Here is a 21,045-nt window from a genome sequence, read left to right as displayed (position 1 = left end):
AATGGGGCAGATCGGTCACCGACTACCTCCCGGATTTGGCGCCGTCGCGCAGGCGCGGATCGACGATGAAGTACAAGATATCAACGATGAGGTTGATGACCACGAAGACCAGCGCCACAAAGACGAGGTAAGCGGCCATGACCGGCACGTCGACGACGGCAACGGAGTTGACGAAGAGCGAGCCCACGCCGGGCCACTGGAACACCGTCTCGGTGATGATGGCAAAGGCGATCACCGAACCCAGCTGCAGGCCGGTGATGGTGATGACAGGCACCATGGTGTTCTTGAGGGCATGGCCGAAATTGATGGCCCGCTGACTGAGGCCGCGCGCCCGGGCGAAGCGAATATAATCGGTGCGCAGCACTTCGAGCATTTCGGCCCGGACCAGGCGCATGATCAGCGTCAACTGAAACAGCGACAGGGTGATGGCCGGCAGGATGAGCGAACGCAGGCCGGATTCGGTCAGCAGCCCGGTGCGCCACCAGCCCAGATTGATAACTTCGCCGCGCCCGAAAGAGGGCAGCACCTTGAGTTCGACGGCAAAGACATAGATGAGGCCGATACCGATGAGGAAGGTGGGGAGCGACACACCGATCAACGAGGCGGTCATGATGACGCCGGTGGAGAAAGCGCGCGGCCGCAGCGCGGTATAGATGCCCAGCACGACGCCGAGAACCAGGGCAATGGAGGCCGAGGCGAAGGCCAGCTCGATGGTGGCTGGCAGGCGCTCCATGATCAATTGGCTCACCGGCTGCTGCAGGCGGTAGGAGATGCCGAACTGGCCCTGCAGGGCATTGACCACGAAGTGGTAGAACTGAATGTAGAAGGGCTCATTGAGGCCCAGGCGCTCACGCAGCGCCTCATGGTCGGCCATGGTCGAATCCTGGCCCAGCATGGAGCTGACCGGATCGCCGACATAGCGGAAGACCATGAATGCGATGAAAGCCACCGCGAGCATGACGATGACAGACTGGAACAGCCGTCGCGCGATGAAGGCCAGCATGGGGCCCTCCATAACTGAGAACCGCCGCGAGGGCGAAAACGCTCCGCGCGACGGTTCAGGATTGCAGGACGCTTACTCGGCGAACTCGACCGTGGTCATGCTCGGCTGGTTTTCCGGGTGCACCGGCAGGGTGATGTCCTCACGCATGGCGTAGGCCAGAACCTGGTTGTGCACCGGCAGCAGCACGCGATCGCCCTTCACGACTTCCCAGATCTCGGCAATGGTCTGATTGCGCTTGTCGAGATCGGTTTCGGTACCCAGCGAGATGATCTTCTCGTCCAGTTCGGGGTTCGAATAGCCACCCACATTGTAGGTGCCATGGGTGTCGGTCTTGGAGTGCACCAGATCGTTGAAGATATAGGCGCTGTCGAAGGTCGGCACGCCCCAGCCCAGCAGGTAAAGGTCGGTTTCACCGCCCAGGATGACCGGGCTGTGCTCGGCAATCGGACGCGAGGCCAGGGTGGCATCGATACCGATCTGACCCAACATGCCCACGAAGGCGGTCGAGATCGCCTCGTCATTGACATAGCGGTTGTTCGGCGTGTCCAGGGTCACCGAGAAGCCGTCCGGATAGCCGGCTTCGGCCAGCAGTTCCTTGGCGCGCTCCACATTGGGCGCGGGATACTGGTCAAGCTCTTCGGTCCAGCCATTGACGAAGGGCGGGGTCGCCACGCCGGTCGGGATGGAGTTGCCGCGCATCACCACCTGCTGGATGGCATCCCGATCGAGCGCCAGCTCCATGGCTTCGCGCACCAGCGGGTTGTTGAACGGGTTGCTGTCGGTGATGTTGGAGGAGCGCAGGGGCTCTTCGCCGAACTTGTAGCCGAAATAGATGACGCGGTTTTCCGGGCCAGTCTCGACCTTGAAGCCGGCCGAATTCTGCAGGCGCTCAATATCCTGAACCGGAACGTCCTGGACGATATCGACGTCACCCGACAGCAGGGCGGCAATGCGGGTCGCGTTGTCGGCGATGGGCAGATAGACGATCTCGGTCACCGCCGGGGTCTCGCCCCACCAGTCCTCGTTATAGGTGAGGACCGAGCGGACATCGACTTCGCGCGAGGTCAGCTCATAGGGACCGGTGCCATTGGTATTGAGCACCGCATAGTTGGTCTCGCCCGCCGCAAAATCCTGCACTTCCTGGACGTTGTTGGCTTCCGACCAGGTCTTGTCCATCATGAAGGTGTTGGTGACGTTGTTGGGATAGAGCGGGCTCGGGCCCACCATCTGCACTTCGACGGTGTAGTCGTCGACGGCGCGCACTTCGGCAACTTCGGCGTGAAGCTGCTTCATGTTAGAGCCTTCCGAACGCGCGCGATCGAGCGAGAACACAACGTCCTCAGCGGTGAAGTCGGCGCCGTCATGGAATTTGACGCCTTCGCGCAGCTTGAACACCCAGACGGTGTCGTCGCCTTCCTTGATCGACCATTCGGTAGCCAGGCGCGGGGTCAAATTACCCTCGACGTCGCGGCCAAGCAGGGTCTCGTAAATATGGTGAGCGAAAGTGTGCGTGACGCCCTGGTTCTGCGAATGCGGATCCAGCGTGAGCGCATCGGACGAGCGCGCCCAGCGGACCGTCTCGGCCTGGGCAACACCGGCGAGCATCGTGGAGGCGACAAGAACCGCCGCGATACGGGTCAGTGATGTTTGCATGAAAAGTCTCCCGTTCCTTAAAAAACGCCATCTCAATGGATACCCAAAGGTGGCTTGGGCGACACCAAAGCGTAGATTTCACAAGAGCGCAACGGGAATCGTTGACCGTTTGGTCAACATAATCACGGCCAAATGGGCAATCCACAGAAATGGACGGTTCTGGCGCGATCCGTTCGGTTGCCCAGACCGGGGCTTGACGCGGCGGCGGCGCTGAATTCAGCTTGAGCGATGACGCAATCGATCGCCACCATCGCCCTGGTCGTCAAAGACTATGACGAGGCCATTGCCTTTTATCGTGATGCAGTCGGCTTTGCGCTCGTGGGAGACACCCCACTTGGTGGCGGCAAGCGCTGGGTGGTAATGGCTCCACCGGGCAGCGGCGGCGCGCAGTTGCTGCTGGCCAGGGCGGATAGCCCGGCGCAGGAGGCCGCCCTGGGCAACCAGGCCGGCGGGCGGGTGATGTTTTTCCTCGAAACCGACGATTTCGGCCGCGACCATGCCCGCATGCTGGCCAATGGTGTTCAGTTCCTCGAGGCGCCGCGGCACGAGCCCTATGGGACGGTTGCTGTGTTCGCCGATCTATATGGAAACAAATGGGATCTTATCGAGCCGCAGCGCTGACAATGTTTGCTTATGCTCTGGCACCCATCCTGTCGGCGACAGGACAGGCACCGGGCTGGCATTATTCGCCGCTGCCGGGCGAAGGGGATCGGGCGAGCCTGGGTTGCGCGCGTGGTTCGACCAATGCCGATTTCACCTGCCTGGCGGTGCGCTGCGAAGATGATTTTGCGACGGGCCTCTATATCCATTCGAGCCGCCCGGGTGGCGATGCCGGCACCTGGGAGATGACGCTGGACCGCGAGACGCGCAAAATGGCGGCGCGGGCGGATAGCAGCGTCTATGGCGCGCGCCTCGACGATCCGGAGGGCTGGCTGCTGGACGGGCTGCGTCACGGCAGCTTCGTCTATCTGCGCCACGCGGCGGACGAAGAGGGCGCCTTTGCCTTTCTCGACCTTTCCGGCTCGTACCGGTCGATCACCGAGGCGCTGCAATGGTGCGCGCCGCGCGTGCCGCCGGTCGAACAAATCAGCGAGCCGGGCGTTGGGTCCAAGACAGACAATGGAGTTGCACAATGAATCGTCGCCCCCTCGGCCGCAGTGAACTGGTCATCGAACCCCTGGTGCTGGGCGGCAATGTCTTTGGCTGGACGGTCGATGAAGCCCGGGGCTTCGACATTCTCGACGCCTTTGTCGAGGCCGGCTTCAGCGCCATCGACACGGCCGAGGGCTATCCCAATTGGGTGCCCGGCAATCCCCCGGGCATGAGCGAGACCATCATCGGCAAATGGCTCAAGGCTCGCGGCAATCGCGACAGCGTTCACATCTTTACCAAGGTCAATTCCGGCAAGCAGCCGGGGGGCCTTGGGGCCGAGGCCATCAAGACGGGCATCGAGGCGTCGCTGAAGCGATTGCAGACCGACTATATCGATCTCTATTTCAGCCACTGGCCCGACGCCGAAACTCCTCATGAGGAGACGCTGGAGGCCTATGACACGCTGATCCGGGCCGGCAAGGTGCGTGTCATCGGGGCTTCCAACTATACCAGGCCGATGCTGGAAGAGGCCCAGCAGACCGCGATCGTCAAATCGCTGCAGCGCTATGAAGTGACGCAGAACCGCTACAACCTCTATGACCGCGAGGCCTTCGACGCGCTGCGCCCCTATCTGATCGACAATGAGGTCGGGGCGGTGGTCTATTACAGTCTGGCCTCGGGGTTCCTGACCGGGAAATATCGCAGCCAGGAGGATCTGGGGCAGTCGCCGCGGGGCCATGGCGCCAGCCAATATCTCAATACCAGGGGCCTGAGCATTCTGGGTGCCCTCGATCAGGTGGCGGCCGAACTGGATGCAACGCCGGCGGAAGTGGCTCTGGCCTGGCTGGTGGCGCAACCCGGCGTCAGCGCGCCGATCGCTTCGGCCACTTCGGTCGATCAGCTCGAGAGCCTGGTGCGCGGGGTGAAGCTGACGTTGAACGAGGAGGCCCTGAACCTGCTGACCAGCAGCGGCCAATGAACATTGCGGCAATTGGCGCGTGCCCCCGGCCCGCCGAGCGCAGCGCATGGGTACCGCACCAACTTGACGAGTCACTATCGAAGCTGGCATGCCTTTGCCTCTATCGTATCCCTCCCTGCGCTGACCGGCAGCACCACGCCGCGGTCATATGCGCCCTCCACTGGCAACAACCCCAGTTTTCGCCGACGACAGGAGCCCTGTCCTAGATGCCTACACGTCAGGAGCTGACACGCGACGTCTTTGAGCCGGGCCGCCGCGGCATGCGCCCGGCCGTGGTCCGCCGGGCTAATGAAAAGACCGTGCTGACGGTGGTGGCGTTCAACGCCGGCGCGTCCAACGCCGAGATTTCCCGCATATCGGACCTGGCGCCGCAGACGGTCTCGGCCATCCTGACCGATCTGGAGCGCGAGGGGCTGATCATTCGCGGTCCGGTGCTGCGCGGACGGCGCGGCCAGCCAGCCACCCCCATATTTCTCAATGAGAATGGTGGATTTGCCATCGGGATCGAGATCGGCTGGCGGCATATGGAGATGACGCTGGTCAACATGCACACCAAGGTGCTGCGCCATCACCACGAGGATTATGCCTATCCCGATGCCCGGACGCTGTTTGATCGGCTCGGTGCGCTGATCGCCGAATTTGCGGCAAGCCTGCGCGAGGACCGGCGTTCCAGATTGCTCGACCTGGGCCTGGCCATGCCGGGCTCGCTGACCCGCGACCTCGACCTGCTCGGCGCGCCGCCAGAGCAGGCAGCCCTTTGGCAGGATCTCGACCCCGTGGAGGAATTGCGCAAGCGCACCAATCTCGAGATCAGCCTGCTCAATGACGGCAATGCGGGCTGCTGGGCGGAACTGCTGACCCTGGAGCCGCCGCGGCCGGCCAATGTCATTTTCCTTCTGGTGTCACAGGTCTTGCTGGCCGGCATGGTCAGCGATGGCACGCTTTGGGAGGGCCCAACCGGGCATGCGGTCGATCTGGGCTCGATGTTGGTCAGCGTCGGGCAGGCGCCCCCGCAATTGGTGCACCGCGTTGCTTCGCTTTGCGGCCTCAGAACCCGTCTGGCCAATGCTGGCTATGCCGACGCACAGCGCCCGGTCTCGGAATGGGACATGGCGGCCATCGCGACCCATATCGATACCTGGATAGGCGACGCTGCCCAGGCGCTGGCCCAGATCATCCACAATACCTCCATGATCCTCGAACGGCCCGTTGTCATCCTGGACACTGATCTGGGAAGCGACGTCACCGCAAGGCTGGCCCAGAGGCTTTCGGCAGAACTGGAGAGCCTGACGACCAGAGGCTTCCGCGCCCCGCGCGTAACTATGGGCCGGCTGGGGCCGCTGGCGCCGGCCATGGGCGCCGCCGAAATGACGCTTTACCGCCGCTATTTTTGAGTTTTGGCCTGCGCGCTGTCCAGCGCGTCCCGCAAGCGGGCGCTCGGGATCAACACCACGGTCTGGTGCGGCGCAATGCGATGTTCCTCACCGGTCCTGGGATTGCGGCCGACTCGTTCGGCCCGCGTGCGGACGTCGAACGTGCCAAAGCCGCTGAGCTTGACCGATTCACCGCGTTTCAACGCTGACCCGATCAGTTCGAACATCCGCTCACCAATCAGCGCGGTGTCCTGTTTTGACAGGCCCGTCGCGTCGGCAACGCGCTCGCCTAACATGGCGCGAGTAACCGTTTTCTCCACACAAGTCCTCCTCCTGCCCCATTAAATTCATAGGTGGAACTAAAGCTGCTGTCCAGTCCGAACAGGCACCAACAAACATGACCGTCGCCTTCAGGAATTCTTGACTTTTTTTAGAATGGTTATAAGTTACAGACCGGAATAGAAGGGGTGCGACGCTGGCGAGAACCGCCTGCCCCCAAGAGCAGAAAGGTGTCCTGTGAGACTGACCCGCCAATCCAACTATGCCATCCGCACGCTGGTCTATTGCGCGGTCAACGAACCAGGGTTGAGCCGGGTCGCCGAGATCGCCCGCGCCTACGGCATTTCCGAACTCTTCCTGTTCAAGCTGATCAAGCCGCTGGTGGAATCGGGCCTGTTGCAGACGGTGCGCGGCCGCCATGGCGGCATCAAGCTGGGCAAGCCGGCCGAAGAGATCACCCTGCTCGAAACCATCCGGCTCACCGAAGAGAACTTCGCCCTGGCCGAGTGCTTTGAGGATGGCGCCGATTGCCCGCTGATTGGGGAATGCGACCTCAACGGGGCGCTGCGCGAGGCGCTGGGTGCCTTCTTCGAAGTCTTGAGCCGCCACACCATTGCGGACCTCGCCAGCAAGAAGCGCTCCATCCGGGAACGGCTGGGGCTGAGTGCCGATGAGGCCGTCACCGCAGCGTAAATCTGACTGCCAGGCTCAAATATGAGTTTGACAATCATGTTTATTGGTGGTTGATTGCGCTCATGGCGCTGCGACCCCTTGGGGCCTGTGGGTCCGAGCGCCAGAATGCGACGGGGCTTGCTGCTACCGTCTCCCCGGGCCGGTCAGGATCCTCAACGTCCTGACCGGTCTTTTCCTGTTCCGCGGGCCAACCGATTGATCTGGGCTGGCCCCTATGATCTATCCGGATCGATTTTACCGGACACGAGCCAATGGCCCAGCCTCCCCTACTCACCCTGCAGGACATTCAGCTGACTTTCGGCGGCACAAGGCTGCTCGAAGCGGCGGAACTGATCGTCTCGCCCGGACAGCGGATCGCGCTGGTGGGGCGCAATGGCTCTGGCAAGTCCACGCTACTCAAGATTGCCGCCGGGCTGGTTCAGCATGACGCGGGCAAGCGTTTTGCCGAGCCGAGCGCGACCATCCGTTACCTGCCGCAGGAACCCGATCTCTCCGCGTTCAAGACGACGCTGGACTATGTCGAGGCTGGGCTGGCGCCGGGCGATGATCCCTACCGCGCCCAATATCTGCTCGAAGCATTGGGGCTGACCGGCGCCGAGAACCCCGCGACGCTTTCGGGTGGCGAGGGCCGCCGCGCGGCATTGGCACGGGTGCTGGCCCCACAACCCGATGTACTGCTGCTCGATGAGCCGACCAACCATCTCGACCTGCCGGTGATCGAATGGCTGCAGGAGGAACTGAGCCAGATGCGGTCCGCCATGGTGCTGATCAGCCATGACCGGCGGTTCCTTTCGGATCTGTCGCGCTCCACCGTCTGGCTTGACCGGGGCATGACGCGCAGGATCGAAAAGGGCTTTGCCGCCTTCGAGACTTGGCGCGACGAGGTGCTGGAGCAGGAAGAAAAAGAACGCCACAAGCTCGACCGGCAAATCGTGCGCGAGGAGCACTGGCTGCGCTATGGCGTCACCGCCCGGCGCAAGCGGAATGTGGGTCGGCTTGAGCGGCTGGCCAATCTGCGCCAGGAGCGGCGCGAGCAGCGCAAGGTGACCGGTTCGGTCAGTATGGCCGTGAGCGAAGGCCGCACCTCGGGCGCCCTGGTCGCCGAGGCCGAAGGCATTTCCAAGAGCTTTGGCAGCCGCGCTGTGGTCCGGGATTTCTCAACCCGCATCTTGCGCGGCGACCGGGTGGGGATTGTCGGCCCCAATGGCGCGGGCAAGACTACGCTGATCAAGATGCTGACCGGCCAGCTGGCGCCCGACAGCGGCTCGATCAAGCAGGGCGCAGCGCTCGAACTGGCCATGCTCGATCAGGGCCGCGCGCGGCTCGATCCGGAAACACGGCTCAGGGACGCCCTCACCGGCGGGGGCAGCGACACCCTCCACATCAATGGCGAGCCCAAGCATGTGGTGGGCTATATGAAGGACTTCCTGTTCACTCCCGAACAGGCCAATACCCCGATCGGCAAGCTGTCGGGTGGCGAGCGGGCGCGCGTGGCGCTGGCCCGGGCGCTGGCGCTGCCGAGCAATTTCCTCGTGCTCGACGAACCGACCAACGATCTCGACCTCGAAACGCTCGACCTGCTCGAGGAAATGGTGTCGGACTATGCCGGCACGGTCGTGGTGGTGAGTCATGACCGCGACTTTCTCGACCGGGTGGCCACATCGGTGATCATGGCGGAAGGCGACGGGCGCTGGACCGAATATGCCGGCGGCTATTCGGACATGGTGGCCCAGCGTGGCTCGGGTGTGGCCGCGCGGGCCGTCGACAAACCGCAAAAAGCGGATAAACCCAGGGCGCAGCCCGCCTCTCCGCCACCAGCCAGCAAGCGCAAGCTCAGCTTCAAGGAGAAGCATGCGCTGGAAACCCTGCCCGCCGAAATCGACAAGCTCGACGCCGAGATTGCCATGCTGAACAAGGCGCTGGCCGCGCCCGATCTCTACAGCAAGGACCCAAACGGTTTTGCGGCCAAGTCCAAGGCGCTGGAAGCGGCGACGACCAAAAAGGCCGCGGCAGAGGAGCAATGGCTGGAGCTCGAAATGCTGCGCGAGGAGCTGGAGGGCTCCTGAGCCCAGTGCCGCTCGATTATCTGTTCCAGTCGAACTTGGGCCGGGCGATGTATTGCAGGCCTTCGGTTTCGCCCTGAATACGGCGCAGGAGCAGGCTGCCCAGGTTGCGCCCCGCCTCCACGAAGTCTTCCGACACGGTTTCGGCACCCGGCTGAAACTGGGCGAACATGTCGGACGCCTGCTTGGTGACGACATGGGCGGTCTGGCCAACGATCAGGCCCACATCGTTGAGGCCACCGATGACGGCCAGGGCCGAGATTTCGGAAGCGCAGACATAGCCGTCGGGCCGGTCGGGGCGCTTGGCGCGCTTGATGACATAGTTGCGGATGGCATCGGTGGGGCTGCTCAGATTGACGTCGGCAGCAAACTCATAGGCGATGCCGGCCTCGCGCGCCGCCCGCTCCATCCCGGCTTTGAGATGTTCGGTATAGGTCAGGGCGCTATCGGGCAGGACGATCGAGACGCGGCGACAGCCCTTTTCCGCCAGGCGCAGCGTGGCGCCATAGGCATAGGCCTCATTGTCGTAGTCGACATAGGGATGCGGTTCGGGCCATTGGCTGCGACCGTGACTGACAAAAGGAAAATCGCTGTCGATCAGAAAGCGGATACGCTCGTCGAAGGTTTCGGCCTTGGAGAAAATCACGCCATCGGCCATGCGGTTGCGCACGATATGCTGGATCGGCTCGATCGGTTGTACATTGCGGAACAGCGGGGTGATCACCAGGTGATAGCTGGTGTCGCGCAGGGCTTCGGTAATACCGGTTACCAGGCTGGTGCCAAAACCATAAATCTGCTCGTCCGGTTCCAGGATCAGTGAAATGACATTGGTGCGCCCGGTCTTGAGGCGCAGAGCCGCCCGGTCGGGCATATAGCCGATCTCGGCAGCGATCTTCTGGACGCGATCACGGGTTTCCTGGGCCAGTTCGGGCGCATTGTTCAGGGCGCGGGAAATGGTGGTCACCGCCAGCCCGGTCATCTGAGCGATGGTCTTGAGCGTGGGCTTGCCGGATGGCTTCACCCCCCGCTTGCCGCGCGTGGCGGGCGGAACTTCTTGCTGCGACACCTATGTTCCCCTCAGACCCGCCGGAGACCGACGGGGACGCTAGTGGGCAAAGAACATCAGATTGTGTGCGGCGACGCAAGCCGCATGCACTTGTCAGTTAATCTGACAAATGATATCAGAATTTCATGGGCAGCAGGAACGCCGCCAGTCTTTTCTGCGATTTCTGGCAAATACGCATAAAGGTGCACTGGCAAATTCGGTCGGCCTTGCCTATCTTGCCATTGCGCCGCCGCAATGGCGTGCCAATCAAGCGTCCAACACCGCAAGGAGAGGAATGACGATGACGACATCGAAGACCTTCACGATCCATGCCATGTGTTCGACCGTAGTATCCTGCGCGCGATATCCCAAAAGCTGGCAAGGGTTCTGTCACTCGAAACGAATGTGATCTGATCCGTCACATCCCCGTCTCACAAAACCGATAGACCCCGCGCTGCCAGCCCGCGAACCGCCTCGAGATGAGGGCGGCTCGTTGATGGACCGACGCGCAAGTGGAGATTCCACCCATGCAGGAAAACAATCTGAACCGGGCCGAAAGGCTCAGACCCATCGTTATCGAAGTGGCCGGTGAGCCGCAGGGCGTCGTTGTGCCCGCAGAGGGCGGCTACAAGTTCGTTGCCGTGAAGCTGCCCGCCTTCGCCATGGACGGTCAGCACTTCCCCTCGATCGAAACCGCTCATCTGGCGGTCAGCCGCGCCGTGGCCGACGACCAGGCCGCATAATGAAGCCGGTGGCGGGACCACCGGCTTTTCCTTTCCCCCGAATGCCCTAATCAGCTTTCAGTCGTCATTGGTGGCGTTCAATTCCGACGGCCGTCGTCCCTCGCCCATGGGCGGAGCCGGATCCAATGCATCCTCGACGGCCTTGGCCAGCGCCTCCACATCGATGCGCGACGCGCCGGTTGCCGCCTGGCGTTCGAGCTCGGCCGACAAAGCCGTCACCAGGGCCTCGTGCCGCAATTCGGGGTTGTCCTTAGCCGTTTCCATCGATCGAAATTCCCTGTTCGTCGACACGTACTTCGATACCGGGACGTGCCTGTTGCTGCTGATAGGTGTAGATGCCAAAGGCAATCAGGGCGATGACCAGGATGGCGATCACACCGTAAAGACTGTTGCGGGACAATGAAAACTCCTGACGCTGGATTGGACGGGATCAACGCGCAGGCCAGGCCAAGGGTTCAATCCTCGGCGATGCGGCGCAGCGCCATGACAAAGGCGGTGACCCCGATGCCGACGCTGCTCGAATTGTCGATCACGATCGGTGTCACATCGGCCGGCAACGCCGCACCCTCGCGGGCCAGGCGCGCCACGATCTGATCGCGGTTCTCACGTCCCCGCCGGGCCAGCCGCGCCGCCCGGACGGATATTTCCGCCGAGATCTGTATGACCCGGCACAGCGGATATTTGGCCACCGCCTCGGGCACGGCATGGCGCGAGATATTGGCAATGACCACCCGGCCCAGGGCCAGGTCGGTGTCGACCCCGATGGGCAGGGCATAGTCGAGTCCATGGGCCTGCCAGGTCAGCGCAAAGCGGCCGGCCTGCTTGGCGCGCGCAAACTCGTCGCGTTCCAGGCTCACATGGTCCTCAAGGTCGATATCGGCCGGGCGCGTCACCAGGCGCCGCACAAAGCTGAAGCGCTTGTCGCCGTCGAGCGCCTTGCGGGCGCCGCCGATCAGCGTGTCCTTGCCCACGCCGGAGGGACCGACGACCAGAACCAGCACTCCGGGAGGCCGCTCGTTCAACTCACCCTTTGCCCTTCACGCCAGACACCCCTCACAACCGGCAGCGGCGCCTGCGCTGCAACCCGCACCAGATCGGCCCGCTTGCCGGGGGCGATCACGCCCCGATCATCCAGCCCGGCGGCACGGGCGGGATTGGCCGTTACGGTAGCAAGGGCCTTGGGCAGGTCAAGTCCCTCCACGCGCCGGGGCAGGAGGAACACCGCCTGCAGCGGGGCAAAGGGCACATAATCGGAGCTGAGAATATCAAGCAGCCCCGCGGCCACCAGGTCCGTGGCCGAGATATTGCCCGAATGCGAGCGGCCCCGCACCACATTGGGCGCGCCCATAAGGATGGCCAGCCCGGCTTCGTGGGCGGCCGAAGCCGCTTCCAGCGTGGTGGGAAATTCGGCGATGGCGACGCCGTCGGCCTCGGCCTCTTCGACATGGGCCAGGGTGGTATCGTCATGGCTGGCCAGGGCAATGCCCATGGCCCGGGCCCGCGCCACGATGGCCGCCCGATTGGGCGCGGAATAGCGCTGGTGCTCCTCCAGCCGGGCATCGAGATAGGCCTGCAATTCCTCCGGACTGCGCCCCATCTGCTTGGCATAGAAGCGCTTATAGGCGTCCAGCGAGCTGAACTGGCGCTGGCCCGGCGTGTGATCCATCACCGAGGCCAGCCGCGTCGAGGGGTGATCGGCCAGGGCGTCGAAATGGTCGACCACGTCATGGCTGGGCAGTTCGCAGCGCAAGTGAATGAAATGCTCGGCGCGCAGCCAGCCGCCATCGCGCCCCGCCCGCACGGCGCCGACCAGTTCGCGGGCATGGGGGAGCATGTCGGGCAGGTCATTGTCCGAACCGATACGCACCGCATCGAACACGGTGGTGATGCCCGAACCGGCGATCTGGGCATCATGGGCGTGCAGCGCCGCCAGCGGGTCCCAGAAGACGCCAGGCCGCGGGCGATAGTGATTTTCCAGGTGATCGGTGTGCAGTTCGACTAGGCCCGGGATCAGGAAGTCGCCGCCCATGTCCTCGCCGGTGCCACCGCCCGCCGTATCAATGGCAACGATCACCCCGTCGCGCACGAGAAGACTGCCCGAGACAATCTCGTCGGCCAGCACGATCCGGGCATTGGAAAAGACCGTCTCGGACACTCCCGTCAGCCTCCCAGCCCAAAATCGGCAATGCGTGCAAAGGGCACCTTGCTTTCCTGTTCATGGAAAAGGCTGAGGCGGTCCAGCACCACCTCGTCCCCCAGGATCGGGCCGAACCAGGTCTGCGCGGCGGTGGTGACCTCGGCGCGATCGGCATCGGAGAGCCGGTCGGTCAGCGTCATGTGGAAACGGAACTGGTCGAACACATAGGGGTAGCCATAACCGTCGAGCAGTTCTTCCTGTCGGGGCGTCAGGCCGCGGGCGGCCCTGGCGGCGCGGTCCCGCGGATTGAGCGGGGCGCGGAACGGCTCGAACATTTCCACCACGCTGGCGGCGAAGTCCTGCAGTGCCGGATTGTCGGGGTTTTCCGGAATGAGGGCGAGAAAGCCATCCAGTTCGGCGATCCGGAGCTTTCCAAGGGAAACCGGTTGCAGTTCGCGGGCCGCTTCGGCCATGGCATCGCGCAGCGATTGCTCGGTGTGCCCGGCCGCCAGCGCCATGGGCGGTTTGAGGGTGGCGTGAAAGCCATAGCGGCCGGCCGACTGGGTCAGGTTGAGCAGGCGGGCGCGCTCCATGCCGGCCACGGCCCCGTCATAGGTGAGGCCCGTAGCCGGATCGCGGCCCAGCCAGACCGACGCGCGATCCCAGAGCAGATCGGTGGTGGCGGGAGCGTAGTAAATGGCGAATCTTTGCGACATGGGGCCTCCTCGGCGCCGGGCTAATGGACCTATATGGCAGGTGTTTGACAAGTCATCGGGCTGGACAAATGTGCCGGGGCTGGCAACAAGGTGACCCCAATACCGATTGCGATCCCGCCAAGGCCTGGACTTCATGCATCGCCCCCTGCTCGAACGCCTCTTCCATCAAGCCGTTGCACAGGCGCAGCCGGCGCTGGCGGTGGAGCGGCATTTGCCCGCGCCACCCAAGGGCCGCACCATTGTCGTCGGTGCGGGCAAGGCCTCAGCGCAAATGGCGCGCGCCTTCGAGCAGGCCTGGCCGGGCGACCTCACAGGGCTGGTGGTCACGCGCTACGGCTATGCCGAGCGCTGCGAGCGCATCGAGATCATCGAGGCCGCCCATCCGGTACCCGATGCGGCGGGCGAGGCTGCGGCATTGCGGCTCCTGGAGATGGTGTCGGGCCTCACCGCCGATGACCTGGTCGTGGCCCTGATTTCTGGGGGCGGCTCTTCGCTGCTGCCGGCGCCCGCGCCGGGCCTGACGCTGGCGGACGAACAGGCGATCAACCGCGCCTTGCTCGCCTCGGGCGCCCCGATCGGGGTAATGAACCTGATCCGCAACCAGTTTTCCACCATCAAGGGGGGGCGTCTGGCCCTCGCCGCCGCTCCGGCGCGCGTCGCCACCCTGGTGGTCTCGGACGTTCCGGGCGACGATCCGGCGCTTGTCGCCTCCGGTCCAACCCTGCCGCTGGCCGGGGGGCGGGCGGAGGCGCAGCGCCTGGCGGCGCTCTATCGCATCGAACTGCCAGACATGGCGGCCCGGCTCCTGGCCAGCCAGGACAATTTGCCCCCCGCGGCCGAGGATCCGGCTTTCGCCGGCAACAGCGTGACAACCATCGCTTCCGCCGCACTGTCGCTGGAGGCGGCGGCAGAGCTGGCACGCGCCAATGGCTTTGAAGCCGCCATTCTCTCGGACAGCATCGAAGGGGAAGCGCGCGACGTGGCCCAGGTGCATGCCGCGCTGGCGCGGGAGATCGTCCTGCGTGACCGGCCCTTCCGCAAGCCGATCGTGCTGCTGTCGGGCGGCGAAACCACGGTGACCCTGCGGGGCAAGGGCCGCGGCGGCCGCAATGGCGAGTTCCTTCTGGCGCTGGCCATTGCCCTTGATGGTGTTGCGGGCGTCTCGGCGCTGGCCGGAGACACTGACGGCATTGATGGTTCGGAAGACAATGCGGGCGCCTTTGTCGATGGAAACACCGCCCGCCGCATGCGCGAGGCCGGTATCGACCCGCAGGCGACCCTGGCTGACAACGATGCCTATGGCGCATTCGCGGCCATCGGTGATCTGTTCGTGACCGGCCCCACCGGGACCAATGTCAACGACTTCCGGGCCATCGCCATTGGCTGACCGCCGGGACCGGGGAGGCCGCAGCCTTCCAGCCCGCTGCGGGCGGGAAGTGCCCCGCAACATGATGCAAGGTGGACGGGCAGTGCCGCCTGTTGCATAAAAATCATACTTTTGTCGATCCGGGCTCTTGGCAGAGGCTGGCAAGACCTGCTCTATAGCCGCCGACAAGCAGGGAGTTCTGGCATGGCCAAGCGCAAGATCGCCATTATCGGCGTGGGCAAGATCGCGGTGGATCAACATATTCCGGTCATCAGCGCCTCGGACGATTTCGAATTGGCGGCGACCGTGTCATCGCGCGGTGTGAGCCATGGCGATCTGCCCGTCTTCCGCACCGCCGCCGAGCTTTATGCGGCCATGCCCGAAATCGGGCTGGTGTCCATCTGCACCCCGCCCGGCGTGCGCCACGCCCTGGTGCGGGAGGCGCTGGATGCGGGCAAGGACGTGATGATGGAAAAGCCGCCCACCACCACCATTTCCGAACTCGACGACATTGTCGCCCATGCGGCCCGGCTGGACCGGGTGCTGTTCCAGACCTGGCACAGCCAGTACAATGCGGCCGTTGACCGGGCCAAGGCCATCCTGGCTGAGCAAGGCGTCAACAAGGTGCGGATCGACTGGCGCGAAAGCGTGCGCAAATGGCATCCGGGCCAGGACTGGGTGTGGGAACCGGGCGGGTTCGGCGTCTGCGATCCGGGTATCAATGCCTATTCGATCTTCACCAAGATCATGCCGTTTCCCGTCTTCGTCGAGAGCGCCAAGCTGACCTTCCCGGCCAACCGGCAGACGCCGGTCGATGTCGAGGTTCGGTTCAAGTCGGGTCAGCCGCACAAGCCCGACATTTCCTCGGGCTTCAACTGGCTCGAGGAAAGCGGGGAGATCTGGACCATCCATGTGGTGACCGGCACCGGCACCGATCTCAAGCTCGAGCGTGGCGGGCGTACGCTCAAGATCAATGGCGAGGTGGTGCTGGAGCATGGCGACGAGGAATATGCCGGTATCTATGACCGCTTCGCCGATCTGCTCGACAAGCGCCAGAGCGATGTGGATGCCGCCCCGCTGCGGCTGATGAGCGACGTCTTCCTGATGGGCGCCCGCGAGAACGGTCCGGCCTTCGAGTGGTAGGCTAGTCCTGGCGCTCGGCCAGCCGGCCAGTCTCAGGACGGCGGCTGCGCTGGCGATCAGTGTACCAGCGAATGCGGATGCCCTTGGCGATCAGGCGCAGGGCCTCCCAATGGATGCCTGCGGTGACCTTGAGCGTCATCAGCGGATGGGTGAAGAACAGCCGCCGCAGGGTCGCATCGTCAAATGGCCGTGCCTCGCCGGTGAAGGCGGCATAGAGCAGCGGCTGGCCGTCCTGGGTTTCATGGATGGCCACACGCACCTTCTCGCCCGGCGGTGTCAGGCGGAACTCGTAGCGGCAATCCATGTCGATGAAGGGCGAGACATAAAAGCTCTTGTCCGCCGCCTGCTCCGCCCCCTGGGGCAGGACATAGCTATGGCGCTCGCCAAAGGTGTTGTGCACCTCATAAATGGTGGCCAGCGGCTGGCCCGCAGCGTCGTCGCAGAACCAGACGGTCAGCGGGTTGAACACATAGCCCAGAATGCGCGGATAGCAGAGCAGACGGATGCGCCCCGCCGGCGGCAGGCCGTGGTCAGCCAGTTTCAGATTGACCCAGCTGCGCAGCGGCAGGCCGTTGCCGTGGTCCGCATCCCGGAACGAGAACAGCGCCCGGCGATTGTGGCCGAACCATTTCAGCCGATCGAGCGCTGGCAGTTCATCAAGATCGATCAGCAGCGAGAACACCCGATATTTGAGGGCGTGCTTTTTTGGCCGGTGCCGCTGATGCACCACCGCGCCGACATAGATGGCTGAATTCGCGATCATGCCACCAGCGCGGCAGTCGCCGGCGGGGCCAGCGTGATGCGGCCGGATGGATTGGGCACGGTCCAGGGTCGCGGCAGGGAGCCCATGGCCTCGGCGGCGGCCAATCCGGCCTGCAGCCCATCTTCGTGGAAACCGCGACCGAAATGGGCGCCGGCGTAGAAGGTGCGATTCTGCCCCTGCAATTGCCAGAGATTGTCCTGGGCCTCGATGGCGCGGCCATCAAAGAGCGGATGGGTATATTGGAAACGCGCGATCTCGTCCCGGGGCTGGGTCGGGGGATTAAGGGTCACGAACAGGTCGCGTCCTGAAAGGCTCTGCAGCCGGTTCATCCAATAGCTCACGCAGAGTTGGTTCTCATCGGAAAGGTGGTCGGTGGAGATATAGTTCCAGCAGCACCAGACCTTGCGGCGCCGCGGCATATAGGTGGGGTCGGCATGTAGGATGGCGGTATTGGTAGTGTAGGCAAAGGCGCCCAAAAGTGACTGCTCGGCCTGGCTGGGGGCATCGAGCATGGCCAGCGCCTGGTCGGCATGGGTGGCAATCAGAATGGCGTCGAACTGATCGACCTGCCCGGTGCGGGCAGTGACGGTGACGCCCGAGGCATCGCGAACGACTCGGGCAACGGGTGTCGAGAGCCGCAACTGTCCGGAAAAATCATTGAGCAAGGCGCCGACATAGGTGCGGCTGCCGCCCTTGACCGTTCGCCAGTTGGGGCGTTCGCGCAATTGCAGCAGGCCATGGCTTTCAAAGAAGCGCACGAAAGCAAAGAGCGGATAGGCACGGATATCCTCTGCCTTGGACGACCAGATGGCGGCGGCCATGGGCAGCAGGTGCCCCTCGACAAAGGAGCGGGAATAGCGCTGGGTGCGTAGATATTCGTCCAGCGTCAAGCCGCGCATATCGGGACGGTCGAGCGCCTTAGGCGCTTCGCGGTAGAAGCGCAGCAGGTCGCGGAACAGGCTCCAGAAGCGTGGCCGGAAGGCGTTGCGGCGCTGTGCCAGCATGCCCGAAAGCCCCTCGCCGCAATATTCGAACGTGCCGCGATCGAGCGAGGCGGCAAAGGACATTTCGGTGGGAATGCTGTCTACGCCGAGATGGGCGAGCATGGCCTGGAAATTGGGATAGTTCTTGTCATTGTAGACGATGAAGCCGGTGTCGACCGGGCCGGTGCCGGGAACATCGATGGTATTGGCATGGCCGCCGGGGCGATCATCGGCCTCGTAGAGCACCACGTCATGAGTCTTGGACAAGAGCCAGGCCGCCGAGAGTCCGGACACCCCGCTGCCGACCACGGCGATACGTTGTCGGACCGGTTGCGAACCGGAAAATCCTGAAGCGGCGTGAAACATGTCTTTATCGTCCCGAATGTTGTGCGAGCCATACGTGCGCGCGGGCCGGATGGATCAGCCGCCGCCGGAGTTTTCTCCCGCCGGCCTGACAAGCAGAATTTTCGCGATGCCACTGATCCAGCCGACGGGCGGTGGCGTATCTGGGGCATGTCAGTTGCGATTTACCCACTTGCCGGACCATGCGAGGATGCTGCGAGACCACCGCGCCGCCGCCTTGCCGTGCCCGCGCCAAAGAAGGGCCAAATCCGCATGACGGACCGGACAGACAATGCCGCGCCGCCGACCCAGACCAGCGCGCAGATCGTGGCCATTGCCGCCAGCGCCGACATGGCCGCCTTTGAAGCCCTGTTCAAGGAATTCGGGCCGCGCATCCGCGCCTATCTGCTCAAGCTGACCCGCGACGGCCAGGCCGCCGAGGATCTGATGCAGGAGACCATGCTGGCCATCTGGCGCAAAGCCGGGCAGTTCGATCCGGAGCGCGGGCAGGCCTCGGCCTGGATATTCACCATCGCCCGCAATATCTGGATCGATGCCTGGCGCAAGCAGAAACGCCCCGCCTTCGACCCCGACGATCCGGCCCTGGTGCCGCCGCCCGAACCGGAGGCGCCGGACCTTCTGGAGCAGAAGCAGAGCGGCGCCGCGCTCCATGCCGCGCTTAAGACCCTGCCGGCCGAACAGGTGGAACTGATCCGCCTCTCCTTTTTCGACGAAGACTCGCACAGCACCATCGCCGCCCGCTTGGGGCTGCCGATCGGCACCGTGAAATCGCGCATCAGACTGGCCTTCGGACGCCTTCGCGCGGCGCTGGAGGAAATGAAATGACCATTCGCCATCACCTCAATGACGATCTCCTGCTCGACTATGCCGCCGGGCGCCTCAGTGAAGGCTGGTCGCTGGCCATTGCCTGCCATTTGGCCATGTGCCCGCAATGCCGGGAACAATTGGCGCTGGCCGAAGCCACGGCCGGGGCCATGCTGGAAGAGCTGACGCCCGTCGAGGGCCCCGCCGATAGCTGGGAGACGCTCAAATCCCGCCTCGCGGTCACGCCCGAGCCGGCGCCCAGGCCCGTTTCCCGCCCGGCTTCGGCCACCCTGCCCGAGCCGCTGCGCTCCTATCTCGGGGGCGACCTCGACGCCATCAAATGGCGCAATCTGGGCAATGCCAAGCAGGTGCTGATCAAGACCGGCGACAAGACCACCCAGGCGCGCCTGCTCTGCATCGCCGCCGGCAAGCCGGTGCCCGAGCATTCCCATGGCGGCCGCGAATTGACCGTGGTGCTCAAGGGCAGCTTCCACGACGAGGTCGACCGCTTCGGCCCCGGCGATATCGAGGATGCCGATGGCAGCCTGACCCACCAGCCGGTGGCCGATGATCACGAGGATTGCATATGCCTCGCCATCACCGATGCGCCGCTCAAATTCTCCAGCCGGTTGTTGCGGCTGGTCCAGCCGATGCTCGGCATCTGAGGAGGACCCATGTTCGGCTTTCCCTTGCTGACCCTGCTTGCCGCCTATGGCGGGACGGCGCTGGTGTTCTTCGGGATCGACCTGCTCTGGCTGACCGTGCTGGGCATCGGCTTTTACCGCGCCGAAATCGGCGACCTGCTGCTCGACCAGCCCAATCTGGTGCCCGCGGCGCTGTTCTATCTCTTCTATGTCGCGGGCCTGGTCGGCTTTGCCGTGCTGCCGGCGGTCAATGCCGGCAGCTGGGTCTGGGCGCTGGTGGCCGGGGTGGCGCTGGGCTTGTTGGCCTATGGCACCTATGACATGACCAATCTCTCCACCCTCAAGGGCTGGAGCCTCCAGATCAGCCTGATCGACATGGCCTGGGGCGGCTTCCTCTCGGGTATTTCGGCCCTGGCCGGCTACTACGTGGTCAAGCTCACCAGCTAGCCCCGCATCCGCGCCGCAATCCAAAAAGCCAGCCTGTGGGGCAGCACGCCCAACAGCTTCAGCGGCCAGATCAGCCGGCGCGGAAAGGCGATCTCGAAGCTCTTGCCATCGAGCCCGGCCAGAATGCGCGCCGCCGCCGCTTCGGGCTCCATCAGCCCGGGCATGGCAAAATTGTTCTTGTCGGTCAGCGGCGTGCGCACAAAGCCCGGTGTCACCAGCCGCACATCGACCTCGGGCCACAATTCGGTGCGCAGCGACTGGGCGAAATTGACGATGCCGGCCTTGGTGGCCGAATAGACCTGGCCATTGGGCAGGCCGAAAATCGCCGCAGCCGAGCCGAACAGCACCAATTGCCCGCCCGGCCGCAAATGCCTGGCGCCGATCTGCGCCACGTTGAAGGTGCCGGTGAGATTGACCGCGAACACTTTGGCCGCTTCATCCGCATCGGCCTTGCCGACCGCGCCGGGATCATAGATGGCGGCGGTGGTGATGATCCGGTCGAACGGCCCATGCAGCGCCGCCGCCTCTTCGATGCTGTTTCGATCGGTGGCATCGGCCGCAATGGCGTGATGGCCCGAGCCGATGCGAGCGAGCGCTGCAGCCAGATCGTCCTTGTTGCGCCCCGAAATGACCACCAGCGCCCCCCGCGCCGCAAATTTTTGGGCCAGCGCCTCCCCAATGCCGCTCGACCCGCCAATGATCCAGATTTTCTCGTCTTTTTTCGCCACGCCTGAAATTCCTTCGAATGCAAATGCT

General features: G+C 64.0%; 24 protein-coding genes. 12 read left to right on the top strand and 12 right to left on the bottom strand.

Annotated features, from left to right (window positions below):
- Nucleotides 1-22 precede the first annotated feature (22 nt).
- Both QZ564_RS05620 and QZ564_RS05615 read right to left on the bottom strand, forming a co-directional pair.
- Nucleotides 23-1,003 (bottom strand): ABC transporter permease, encoded by a 981-nt coding sequence (locus QZ564_RS05620; RefSeq protein ID WP_297105993.1) that lies wholly within the window; start codon nucleotides 1,001-1,003, stop codon nucleotides 23-25.
- Between the two features lie 72 nt (nucleotides 1,004-1,075).
- Nucleotides 1,076-2,656: an ABC transporter substrate-binding protein gene (locus QZ564_RS05615; protein ID WP_297105986.1), complete on the bottom strand. Its 1,581-nt coding sequence runs from the start codon at nucleotides 2,654-2,656 to the stop codon at nucleotides 1,076-1,078.
- A gap of 228 nt (nucleotides 2,657-2,884) precedes the next feature.
- On the opposite strand from QZ564_RS05615, the gene QZ564_RS05610 reads away from it, so the two are divergent.
- From QZ564_RS05610 to QZ564_RS05595, 4 genes are all read left to right on the top strand, one after another.
- Nucleotides 2,885-3,277, top strand: coding sequence for a VOC family protein (locus QZ564_RS05610; RefSeq protein WP_297105984.1), 393 nt, complete (start codon nucleotides 2,885-2,887; stop codon nucleotides 3,275-3,277).
- Between the two features lie 2 nt (nucleotides 3,278-3,279).
- Nucleotides 3,280-3,792, top strand: coding sequence for a hypothetical protein (locus tag QZ564_RS05605; protein WP_297105981.1), 513 nt, complete (start codon nucleotides 3,280-3,282; stop codon nucleotides 3,790-3,792).
- Nucleotides 3,789-4,727, top strand: coding sequence for an aldo/keto reductase (locus tag QZ564_RS05600; protein ID WP_297105978.1), 939 nt, complete (start codon nucleotides 3,789-3,791; stop codon nucleotides 4,725-4,727). Before QZ564_RS05605 ends, QZ564_RS05600 begins: the two co-directional genes overlap by 4 nt.
- Before the next feature lie 206 nt (nucleotides 4,728-4,933).
- A complete protein-coding gene (locus QZ564_RS05595) occupies nucleotides 4,934-6,121 on the top strand; it encodes an ROK family transcriptional regulator (protein WP_297105975.1) in 1,188 nt (395 codons plus the stop codon).
- Here QZ564_RS05595 and QZ564_RS05590 read toward each other — a convergent pair.
- Nucleotides 6,112-6,420, bottom strand: a complete 309-nt coding sequence (locus tag QZ564_RS05590; protein ID WP_297105972.1) for an HU family DNA-binding protein — start codon at nucleotides 6,418-6,420, stop codon at nucleotides 6,112-6,114. The genes QZ564_RS05595 and QZ564_RS05590 overlap by 10 nt on opposite strands.
- A 196-nt stretch (nucleotides 6,421-6,616) precedes the next feature.
- Here QZ564_RS05590 and rirA point away from each other — a divergent pair, with 196 nt between their 5' ends.
- Both rirA and QZ564_RS05580 read left to right on the top strand, forming a co-directional pair.
- Complete coding sequence (gene rirA / locus QZ564_RS05585; protein ID WP_297105969.1) at nucleotides 6,617-7,072, top strand: iron-responsive transcriptional regulator RirA; 456 nt, start codon at nucleotides 6,617-6,619, stop codon at nucleotides 7,070-7,072.
- Between the two features lie 251 nt (nucleotides 7,073-7,323).
- Nucleotides 7,324-9,138 carry an ATP-binding cassette domain-containing protein gene (locus QZ564_RS05580; protein WP_297105966.1) on the top strand — a complete coding sequence of 605 codons (1,815 nt, stop codon included), beginning with the start codon at nucleotides 7,324-7,326 and terminating at the stop codon, nucleotides 9,136-9,138.
- A gap of 16 nt (nucleotides 9,139-9,154) precedes the next feature.
- On the opposite strand, the gene QZ564_RS05575 is transcribed toward QZ564_RS05580, so the two are convergent.
- Nucleotides 9,155-10,201 carry a LacI family transcriptional regulator gene (locus QZ564_RS05575; RefSeq protein WP_297105963.1) on the bottom strand — a complete coding sequence of 349 codons (1,047 nt, stop codon included), beginning with the start codon at nucleotides 10,199-10,201 and terminating at the stop codon, nucleotides 9,155-9,157.
- Nucleotides 10,202-10,707: 506 nt separating this feature from the next.
- Here QZ564_RS05575 and QZ564_RS05570 point away from each other — a divergent pair.
- The gene (locus QZ564_RS05570) at nucleotides 10,708-10,923 is read left to right on the top strand and encodes a hypothetical protein (RefSeq protein ID WP_297105959.1); all 216 of its coding nucleotides are present in this window, start codon (nucleotides 10,708-10,710) and stop codon (nucleotides 10,921-10,923) included.
- Between the two features lie 57 nt (nucleotides 10,924-10,980).
- Here QZ564_RS05570 and QZ564_RS05565 read toward each other — a convergent pair whose 3' ends face one another.
- The 5 genes from QZ564_RS05565 to QZ564_RS05545 are packed head-to-tail and all read right to left on the bottom strand — an operon-like array spanning nucleotide 10,981 to nucleotide 13,776.
- Nucleotides 10,981-11,187, bottom strand: a complete 207-nt coding sequence (locus tag QZ564_RS05565) for a hypothetical protein (RefSeq protein ID WP_297105957.1) — start codon at nucleotides 11,185-11,187, stop codon at nucleotides 10,981-10,983.
- Nucleotides 11,174-11,323 carry a hypothetical protein gene (locus tag QZ564_RS05560; RefSeq protein WP_297105954.1) on the bottom strand — a complete coding sequence of 50 codons (150 nt, stop codon included), beginning with the start codon at nucleotides 11,321-11,323 and terminating at the stop codon, nucleotides 11,174-11,176. The genes QZ564_RS05565 and QZ564_RS05560 overlap by 14 nt, the downstream gene beginning before the upstream one ends.
- 55 nt (nucleotides 11,324-11,378) lie before the next feature.
- A complete protein-coding gene (gene phnN, locus QZ564_RS05555) occupies nucleotides 11,379-11,945 on the bottom strand; it encodes a phosphonate metabolism protein/1,5-bisphosphokinase (PRPP-forming) PhnN (protein WP_297105951.1) in 567 nt (188 codons plus the stop codon).
- Nucleotides 11,942-13,078 carry an alpha-D-ribose 1-methylphosphonate 5-triphosphate diphosphatase gene (locus QZ564_RS05550; protein ID WP_297105944.1) on the bottom strand — a complete coding sequence of 379 codons (1,137 nt, stop codon included), beginning with the start codon at nucleotides 13,076-13,078 and terminating at the stop codon, nucleotides 11,942-11,944. Before QZ564_RS05550 ends, phnN begins: the two co-directional genes overlap by 4 nt.
- 5 nt (nucleotides 13,079-13,083) lie before the next feature.
- Nucleotides 13,084-13,776, bottom strand: a complete 693-nt coding sequence (locus QZ564_RS05545) for a DUF1045 domain-containing protein (protein WP_297105941.1) — start codon at nucleotides 13,774-13,776, stop codon at nucleotides 13,084-13,086.
- A 133-nt stretch (nucleotides 13,777-13,909) separates the two neighbouring features.
- Between QZ564_RS05545 and QZ564_RS05540 the strand changes: the two genes are divergently transcribed.
- Both QZ564_RS05540 and QZ564_RS05535 read left to right on the top strand, forming a co-directional pair.
- On the top strand, nucleotides 13,910-15,163 hold the full coding sequence (locus tag QZ564_RS05540; RefSeq protein ID WP_297105938.1) for a glycerate kinase: 1,254 nt from the start codon (nucleotides 13,910-13,912) through the stop codon (nucleotides 15,161-15,163).
- Between the two features lie 183 nt (nucleotides 15,164-15,346).
- Nucleotides 15,347-16,285, top strand: a complete 939-nt coding sequence (locus QZ564_RS05535) for a Gfo/Idh/MocA family oxidoreductase (RefSeq protein WP_297105935.1) — start codon at nucleotides 15,347-15,349, stop codon at nucleotides 16,283-16,285.
- A 1-nt stretch (nucleotide 16,286) separates the two neighbouring features.
- Here the strand turns inward: QZ564_RS05535 and QZ564_RS05530 are convergent, their stop codons facing one another.
- Both QZ564_RS05530 and QZ564_RS05525 read right to left on the bottom strand, forming a co-directional pair.
- On the bottom strand, nucleotides 16,287-17,048 hold the full coding sequence (locus tag QZ564_RS05530) for a DUF1365 domain-containing protein (RefSeq protein ID WP_297105932.1): 762 nt from the start codon (nucleotides 17,046-17,048) through the stop codon (nucleotides 16,287-16,289).
- The gene (locus QZ564_RS05525) at nucleotides 17,045-18,397 is read right to left on the bottom strand and encodes an FAD-dependent oxidoreductase (RefSeq protein WP_297105928.1); all 1,353 of its coding nucleotides are present in this window, start codon (nucleotides 18,395-18,397) and stop codon (nucleotides 17,045-17,047) included. Before QZ564_RS05525 ends, QZ564_RS05530 begins: the two co-directional genes overlap by 4 nt.
- A 249-nt stretch (nucleotides 18,398-18,646) precedes the next feature.
- Here QZ564_RS05525 and QZ564_RS05520 point away from each other — a divergent pair, with 249 nt between their 5' ends.
- The 3 genes from QZ564_RS05520 to QZ564_RS05510 are packed head-to-tail and all read left to right on the top strand — an operon-like array spanning nucleotide 18,647 to nucleotide 20,289.
- Nucleotides 18,647-19,219, top strand: a complete 573-nt coding sequence (locus QZ564_RS05520) for a sigma-70 family RNA polymerase sigma factor (protein WP_297105925.1) — start codon at nucleotides 18,647-18,649, stop codon at nucleotides 19,217-19,219.
- Nucleotides 19,216-19,863: a ChrR family anti-sigma-E factor gene (locus QZ564_RS05515; RefSeq protein ID WP_297105923.1), complete on the top strand. Its 648-nt coding sequence runs from the start codon at nucleotides 19,216-19,218 to the stop codon at nucleotides 19,861-19,863. The genes QZ564_RS05520 and QZ564_RS05515 overlap by 4 nt, the downstream gene beginning before the upstream one ends.
- Nucleotides 19,864-19,872: 9 nt before the next feature.
- Nucleotides 19,873-20,289 (top strand): DUF2177 family protein, encoded by a 417-nt coding sequence (locus tag QZ564_RS05510; protein WP_297105921.1) that lies wholly within the window; start codon nucleotides 19,873-19,875, stop codon nucleotides 20,287-20,289.
- Here QZ564_RS05510 and QZ564_RS05505 read toward each other — a convergent pair.
- On the bottom strand, nucleotides 20,286-21,017 hold the full coding sequence (locus QZ564_RS05505; protein ID WP_297105918.1) for an SDR family NAD(P)-dependent oxidoreductase: 732 nt from the start codon (nucleotides 21,015-21,017) through the stop codon (nucleotides 20,286-20,288). The two genes, QZ564_RS05510 and QZ564_RS05505, sit on opposite strands and share 4 nt — an antisense overlap.
- Nucleotides 21,018-21,045: the final 28 nt, after the last annotated feature.

Source organism: uncultured Devosia sp. (assembly GCF_913055165.1).
In the GTDB taxonomy this organism is placed as follows: Bacteria; Pseudomonadota; Alphaproteobacteria; order Rhizobiales; family Devosiaceae; genus Devosia.
This window is presented reverse-complemented; position numbering and strand designations above follow the sequence as displayed.